Source organism: Clostridioides sp. ZZV15-6383, from assembly GCF_020657735.1.
Lineage (GTDB): Bacteria > Bacillota > Clostridia > Peptostreptococcales > Peptostreptococcaceae > Clostridioides > Clostridioides difficile_D.
The window spans coordinates 1-6,990 of sequence record NZ_JAGWCV010000094.1 but is presented as its reverse complement, the minus strand read 5'-3'; the positions used below and the strand labels follow the sequence as shown (position 1 = coordinate 6,990).

Below are 6,990 nucleotides of genomic sequence, written 5' to 3'. Positions count from 1 at the left end.
AGGACTTAAATATAAGAGAATGGATTTGTCCTAGTTGTAATGAAACTCACGATAGAGATATAAATGCAAGTATAAATATATTAAAAGAAGGATTAAGACTAATAACAATTCAAAATAAATAACTTATGTAAGAACCGTAGGAACTACGGGGATGGCCTGTGGAGAATTAATAAGACATATTTTAGTATGCAAAATTCTATGAAGCAGGAACCCTGTGACTTTAGTCATGGGAGGTTCAGGTTTGGTATTATGTCTATAGTGGATGCTGTGGGTATATATTTCTTCCAATATGTATTAGGTAGAGAAGACTTACTTCCAACATATATGATACTAGGAAAAGGTGCTGTATTAGTTGGATATGCTGTTACTCCACTTTTATTAAAGAAATTTGACAAGAAAGAAATAATATTTTGGTTTACTGTAGTTACTTTATCTCTTCCAATAGGAATGATGTTCTTAGGAAAAGAACATATAACTTTAATTATGATTCTTAGAGTCATTCATGGTATAGCTTATTCTAGCACTGGAATAATGTGGAGTTTAGTTCCAGATACTATTGAATATGGTGAATTAAAAACAGGAAAGAGAAGAGAAGGTATAACTTATTCTATAATAGGATTTTTCTTTAAGTTTGGTATGGCTTTAGGTGGCTTAGTTCCAGGTGTGGTACTATCTATGACAGGATATGTTGCAAATACGTCTCAAACTTCACAAGCTTTGTACGGTATTCGTTCTATAAATGGTGTTATACCAGTAGTACTTACAATAGCTATGTTAGTACTTATAAAGATGTATCCATTAACTGAAAAAAAATGTAGAGAGGTAATAAATGAATTAAGAAGCAGATAATATATATAGGGAGTGTCTCAAAGTGAACTTTTTAGTTCATGAGGCACTCTTTTTTATATTAAATCAAGCGTGTTTTAATCATTTTAACAATGAAAAAGAGATTTATCTATATTTTGAGACAACGTCTTTTTTAATTTTATTTAGTTGTTGTCGTTTTTGACTTGGTGTACAATTATATACTTTCTTAAATAACTTCATAAATTGTTTATAATTATAAAATCCATTGTTCTGAATAATATCTAATATATTATTATCTGTATTTATAAGGTCACTATACATATTTTCAAGTCTTATATTGTTTACATAAGAGGTAAACGTTATTCCCATATGTGTTTTAAAAAATCTAGATAAATATTGAGGTGTTAAATTTACAACTTCACTTGCTGTAGATAGAGAAATTTGCTCTTTGTAATTTTCTTTTACATAATCAGTTATAATTTTTAATCTATCAAAATATTTATCTGTATTTTTGTAAGATATTGAATCTATAGAAATTGAATAATTTCCATATAAAATATATAAAAATTCATATAATAAAATTTTTGAGTTTAATATATATAGTTGAGGCTCTTTGCTATATATCTTATATAATTCATTTAAAGTATTTTTTAATTTATTCACATTAGCATTATTAGTATTAGTAAGTAATTCTTTATAATTAATACGTAACTCATTTATATTAGGTATGTTTTCTTCTAAAAATTTATAAGGAATTTGAAGAACTATAGATTCATTACCATCAGAACAAATAGCTGAATGAATTTGCTTTGGATTTAATATTATTAAATCATTTGCCTTTAGATTTAATCTTTCATTATCTATAAAAAGATTAAAGCTTCCATTAAGTATGAGAATAATTTCAAGACTATAATGCCAGTGTTTAACTGTAAAACTACCGTTATCAATAGATAGATAGAGCTTCACACCTATATCATCATGGATATTTACCGATTCATGTTTAAGTGTATTCATAATAGACTCCTAAAAAACAATTTTTTGATTTTCAATGAATATCTAATGTATATAAATATTATCATAGATATTAAAAAGTATAAATAAAAAATATTAAAAATTACTTTCTATTAATCAATTAGAAAATTTTACTAAAATCCGGAAAGCGATTGACAAACAAAGTCAAATAAAGTATATTATTGGTAAGTTAGTTTAATGTACAAATGAATTATATATAAAATCTAATTTATAAAATAACGATACTAAACGACATTATTTAACTTAATATACATAAAAATAGAATATTATACCATTAATTTAGGAGGTAGCCGTGATAAAAATATCTGAAGACTATATTGAAAAAAGATTTGACAATGAACTATTGCGAATAGAAGCATGGGGAAAAAACTCTTTACGTATCAGGTCATTTGTAGACCAAAATTTTGTTGATGAAAACTATGCTCTTAACGGAAAACCTAAGTTAAATAAAGACGATATTATAATTAATAAAAATGAAGATGGCAGTGCAATCATTAAAAATGGAAAGATAAAAGCTGTCTTAGACCATAGAGATAGAATTACTTTTTACAATGATAAAAATGAAATATTATTAAAAGAATATATTCGATTAAGAGCTGTAAAACATGATGATGGTGGAGAAGATGTAGGGACAATTGAAATTACCAAAGACTTTAACTCTACTCTCAAATTGAAATCAAGAGAATATCAACCAAGCTATAGTGGAGAATTTGAAGTAACTACTAGATTTGAGTCTGAACCCTCTGAAAAGATTTTTGGAATGGGACAATATCAACATAAATTTTTAGATTTAAAGAATACTGTGCTGGAGTTAGCCCAAAGAAATTCTCAAATATCAGTTCCTTTTTATATTTCTAGTTTAGGTTATGGACTTTTATGGAATAATCCAGGAATTGGAAGAGTATCTTTTGCCAAAAATATGACAGAATGGAAGATGTTTTCTACAAAATTTATAGATTATTGGATTACTTGTGGAGAAAGTCCAAAAGAATTAAATAAAAATTATTCTCAAGTTACAGGAACTGTTCCTATGATGCCTGAAAACCTTTTAGGTCTATGGCAAAGTAAATTAAGATATAGAACTTCAGAGGAAGTTTTAGATGTTGTGAAGGAATATTCTAAAAGAGGAATTAAGCTTTCATCAATTGCAATTGACTATTTTCATTGGCCTAAGCAAGGTGAATATAAATTTGACCTAGATTATTGGAAAAATCCTAAAGAATTAGTCAAAAAACTGAAAGAAGAGTATTCAGTGGAGCCAATAGTGTCTGTGTGGCCTACGGTTCAAAGTGACGCAGAAAACTACAATGATTATTTAGAGAATGGTTATTTGGTTAATGTTAACCGTGGTGTTAGAATGACAATGCAAATTCAAGGAAATACAGTTTTTGTAGATATGACAAATGAAAATGCAAGAGAATATGTTTGGGATAGAATAGATAAAAATTATAAACAACTTGGAATTGATTACTATTGGTTAGATGTAGCTGAACCTGGCTACTCTGTTTATGATTTTGATAACTATAGATATAAAAAGGGCAATGTTTTAAGTTGTGGTAATATTTATCCTATTGATTATTTAAAAATGATTTATGACGGTTTGTATGAGGATACAGAGTCTGTTGTAACTCTTGTAAGAGGAGCTTGGGCAGGGGCTCAAAAGTATGGAGCTTTAGTATGGTCTGGTGACATTGATTCTAGTTTTGAGGCTTTTAATAATCAAGTAAATACAGGGTTAAATATGGGACTGGCAGGTATACCATGGTGGACTACTGATATTGGAGGTTTCCATGGAGGAAATCCTAAAGACCCAGAATTTAGAGAACTTATGGTAAGATGGTTCCAATATGCCACTTTTTCACCAATTTTGAGAATGCATGGAGATAGATTGCCTCATAGTAAACCATTATCAAATAAAGGTGGAGGTTCAATGGTAACTGGAGCCCCTAATGAGATATGGTCTTATGGTGAAGAAGTAGAAGTAATTCTTACAAAGTTCGTAAAAATTAGAGAAAGTTTAAAAACTTATTTAAAAAAATTGATGAAAGAAGCGCATGAAGATGGAACGCCAATTATGAGAACTCTATTTTATGAATTTCCTGAAGATGATAAAACTTGGGAGGTTGATAATACATATATGCTTGGAGATGAAATTTTGGTTGCTCCAATAATGAATTATAAAGATAGAAGCAGAAAAGTATATTTACCAAAAGGTCATACATGGGAAAATATATTTAATGAGGTTAGTTATGAAGGTGGGGCAACTTATGAAATTGAATGCCCACTTGAAGAAATTCCTATTTTCTTAAAGCAAAATTCTAAATATAACTTTAAAGAACTAAAAAATATTTTAAGAGAGGTGAAATCATAATGGAGCCACAATTATGGCAATTATTATTAATCGTACTATATGGATTTTTTATAAACTATGAAAAAAATTCAACAATGTTTGGAACATATCAACCAGTAACAGCAGGTTTTATTACTGGTCTTATCTTAGGAGATATAAATACAGGTTTGTATATTGGAGGTACATTACAACTATTATCATTAGGTATTAGTAACTTTGGTGGAGCATCAATACCTGATTATCAAACAGCTAGTATAGTAGCCACATTTATAACTATTACAACTAAGCAAGAAGCATCTGTAGGAATCTCTATAGGTATTCCAGTTGCTTTATTGATGGTACAGTTAGATGTTCTTAGAAATACTATTGGTATATGGCTAGTTCATAAAGCAGAAGATGGGGCTAAAAAAGGAAATTATAAAAATATAACCTATATGCAAATGTTAGGAGTATTATTAACAGCAGCTACAACAGGTATTCCAGTTGCTCTATCTGTAATATTTGGACCTTCTTTAATTAATACAATTTTAAAATATACACCTGAATGGTTAACAGGTGGTCTAACAGTAGCTGGAGGATTACTTCCAGCAGTAGGAATAGGATTATTACTTAGATACCTTCCTGCTAAGGAGTATTTTAGTTACTTAGTAATTGGTTTTGTTTTAGCAGTATATATGAAAGTACCATTATTAGGTGTAGCTTTAATTGGTGGAGCAATTGCACTTATAATTTACAAAAAGAATTTGGAAAATCAAGCACAACAATATACTGTAGTAGGAGGTATGGACGAAGATGAGTGATAAGGTATCATTAAATAAATCAAATGAAAAGGTCAAAAAAAGTGTCTTATGGCGTTGGTTTTTTACTAGTTCTGTTTCTTCAAACTATGAGAAGATGCAGGCTTTGGCATACTGTTATGCAGTACTACCTTTTTTAAAAGTAGTATACAAAGATAATCCAGAAAAGTTGCAAAGTGCTGTATTAAATCATTTACAATTTTTTAATACTAATCCATGGGTTGCACCTTATATTTTGGGTATTAATGTAGCAATGGAGGAATTATCAAGTGAAGAAACTGAAGAGGCTGTTGCCTCAATTAAAACAGGCTTGATGGGACCAGTAGCAGGTTTAGGAGATAGTTTGTTTGTCGTTATTCCATGGACAATTTTTGGAGCTATAGCAGCTAATATGGCAATAGATGGAAGTCCGTTTGGAATCTTACTGTGGATTGTGGTGAGTGTAGCATTGAAATTATTAAGTATACCATTATTTAATGCTGGTTATACATCAGGTACTAAGCTAATATCTTCAATTGAAAAAAGTTTGAAGATTTTAACTGAGAGTACATCTATTTTAGGATTAATGGTTGTAGGTGCATTAATACCTTCAGTAGTAAAAGCTAATGTTGCTCTTAACTTTCAGCAAGGTGATTTTACAATGAAAGGTCAAGAAATATTAGACCAAATTATGCCTGGGCTAGTTCCTGCAATTTTAGTTGTGATTGTTTATTGGGCTCTTAAAAAGAACGTAAAACCTATATATTTAATTTTAGGCGTAATGGTTGTTTCAATAATTTTATATGCATTAGGTATTTTAAAATAAAGAAAGGATGGTATTAGGTATGGAAATGAAAGGTATTAAAAATATTCGTATAGATGACCGTTTAATTCATGGTCAAGTTGCAACTATGTGGAGTAATAAATTAGGTGTTACAAGATTGATGGTAGTAAATGATGCAATAGCTAACAATTCTGTTCAAAAACAAGTTCTAAGAATGGCGACACCTGCAGGAATAGCATCATCTATAATTACAGAAGAGACTGCTATAAAAAATATTACTGCTGGGAAGTATGAAGGACAAAATGTATTATTAATTGTTAAATCTCCTGTCGACCTTATTCCATTTGTAGAGGCGGGACTTAAAATACACAATATAAATGTAGGAAACATGTCAAGTAGAAAAGACACAACAGTACTAAAACCTAATATCAGTGTTACTGAAGAAGAGAAAGAAGCATTTAAAAGACTTTTAGATGAAGGAATTGAAATTACAACTATAATGACACCTGATGATAAGAAAACTTATCTTGTAGACATTTTATAGATTTAGAGAGGTGTATTAAAGTGAATAGTATTATTTTGATGAGTCATGGTAATATGGCTGAAGAAGTCTTAAATTCTGCTAAAATGATAATAGGAGATTCTATAGATTATCCTACTGTAAATATGAAGCAAGATGATGGAATTGAAGGAACAATAGAAAAATTAAAAAAAGCTTTGGAAGTATATAAAGACAGTTCAGAAATAATTATAATGGTGGATTTACTAGGTGGAACTCCATGTAATGCTGCTTTATTGGAGGCTAATATTGATAGTAGAATTAAAATTATTTCAGGACTAAATTTAGGTATGGTTATTGAATCAGCCTTTTTAGATACAAAAGAACTGGCAGTAAAATTAGAGAAAATAGGTAAAGATAATATTTCCATAGTTGAAACAACAGCAAGTTTATTATCTGATGATGAGTAGCAAGGTTATATTAATATTTAAAATAAAAGCCTTATATTAACATTTAATTAATATATAACTTCTTAGAAAAAGAATTTAATCAATCTTGCGTAAACTCCATAATAAATTTAATTTTAGAATATATGATTTAAAGGGTTATGGCTATATTGGATATGTCCCTGTCAAGTAGACAGACTTAAAAAAGGCTATCTTTACTCGGAATGAGTTCGATATTCAATCGGACTCATTCCGTTTTTTAATTGTATTCTTTCATTATTATAAAAATAAATATA

9 protein-coding genes are annotated in these 6,990 nt (G+C 29.1%); 7 read left to right on the top strand and 2 right to left on the bottom strand.

Translation table 11 applies throughout. The annotated features are described in order from the left end of the window. A partial coding sequence (locus KGF42_RS18445) for a zinc ribbon domain-containing protein (protein ID WP_141248272.1) occupies positions 1-122 on the top strand: 122 nt, incomplete at its 5' end. Between the two features lie 127 nt (positions 123-249). Continuing rightward, entirely contained in the window at positions 250-849 is a 600-nt protein-coding gene (locus KGF42_RS18440) for an MFS transporter (protein ID WP_227826851.1), read from the top strand. A gap of 102 nt (positions 850-951) precedes the next feature. Here the strand turns inward: KGF42_RS18440 and KGF42_RS18435 are convergent, their stop codons facing one another. Then, positions 952-1,821, bottom strand: coding sequence for an AraC family transcriptional regulator (locus KGF42_RS18435; RefSeq protein ID WP_227821817.1), 870 nt, complete (start codon positions 1,819-1,821; stop codon positions 952-954). 310 nt (positions 1,822-2,131) lie between these two features. On the opposite strand from KGF42_RS18435, the gene KGF42_RS18430 reads away from it, so the two are divergent. The 5 genes from KGF42_RS18430 to KGF42_RS18410 are packed head-to-tail and all read left to right on the top strand — an operon-like array spanning position 2,132 to position 6,718. Beyond that, a complete protein-coding gene (locus KGF42_RS18430) occupies positions 2,132-4,210 on the top strand; it encodes a TIM-barrel domain-containing protein (protein WP_227826850.1) in 2,079 nt (692 codons plus the stop codon). After that, positions 4,210-4,989 (top strand): PTS mannose/fructose/sorbose/N-acetylgalactosamine transporter subunit IIC, encoded by a 780-nt coding sequence (locus tag KGF42_RS18425; protein ID WP_003422498.1) that lies wholly within the window; start codon positions 4,210-4,212, stop codon positions 4,987-4,989. The genes KGF42_RS18430 and KGF42_RS18425 overlap by 1 nt, the downstream gene beginning before the upstream one ends. Next, entirely contained in the window at positions 4,982-5,791 is an 810-nt protein-coding gene (locus KGF42_RS18420; protein WP_054274969.1) for a PTS system mannose/fructose/sorbose family transporter subunit IID, read from the top strand. The genes KGF42_RS18425 and KGF42_RS18420 overlap by 8 nt, the downstream gene beginning before the upstream one ends. A 19-nt stretch (positions 5,792-5,810) precedes the next feature. Beyond that, positions 5,811-6,293, top strand: coding sequence for a PTS sugar transporter subunit IIB (locus KGF42_RS18415; protein WP_054274968.1), 483 nt, complete (start codon positions 5,811-5,813; stop codon positions 6,291-6,293). Between the two features lie 20 nt (positions 6,294-6,313). Next, the gene (locus KGF42_RS18410; protein WP_227821819.1) at positions 6,314-6,718 is read left to right on the top strand and encodes a PTS sugar transporter subunit IIA; all 405 of its coding nucleotides are present in this window, start codon (positions 6,314-6,316) and stop codon (positions 6,716-6,718) included. Between the two features lie 191 nt (positions 6,719-6,909). Here KGF42_RS18410 and KGF42_RS20630 read toward each other — a convergent pair whose 3' ends face one another. Beyond that, positions 6,910-6,987 (bottom strand): IS3 family transposase, encoded by a 78-nt coding sequence (locus KGF42_RS20630; RefSeq protein WP_227826039.1) that lies wholly within the window; start codon positions 6,985-6,987, stop codon positions 6,910-6,912. Positions 6,988-6,990: the final 3 nt, after the last annotated feature.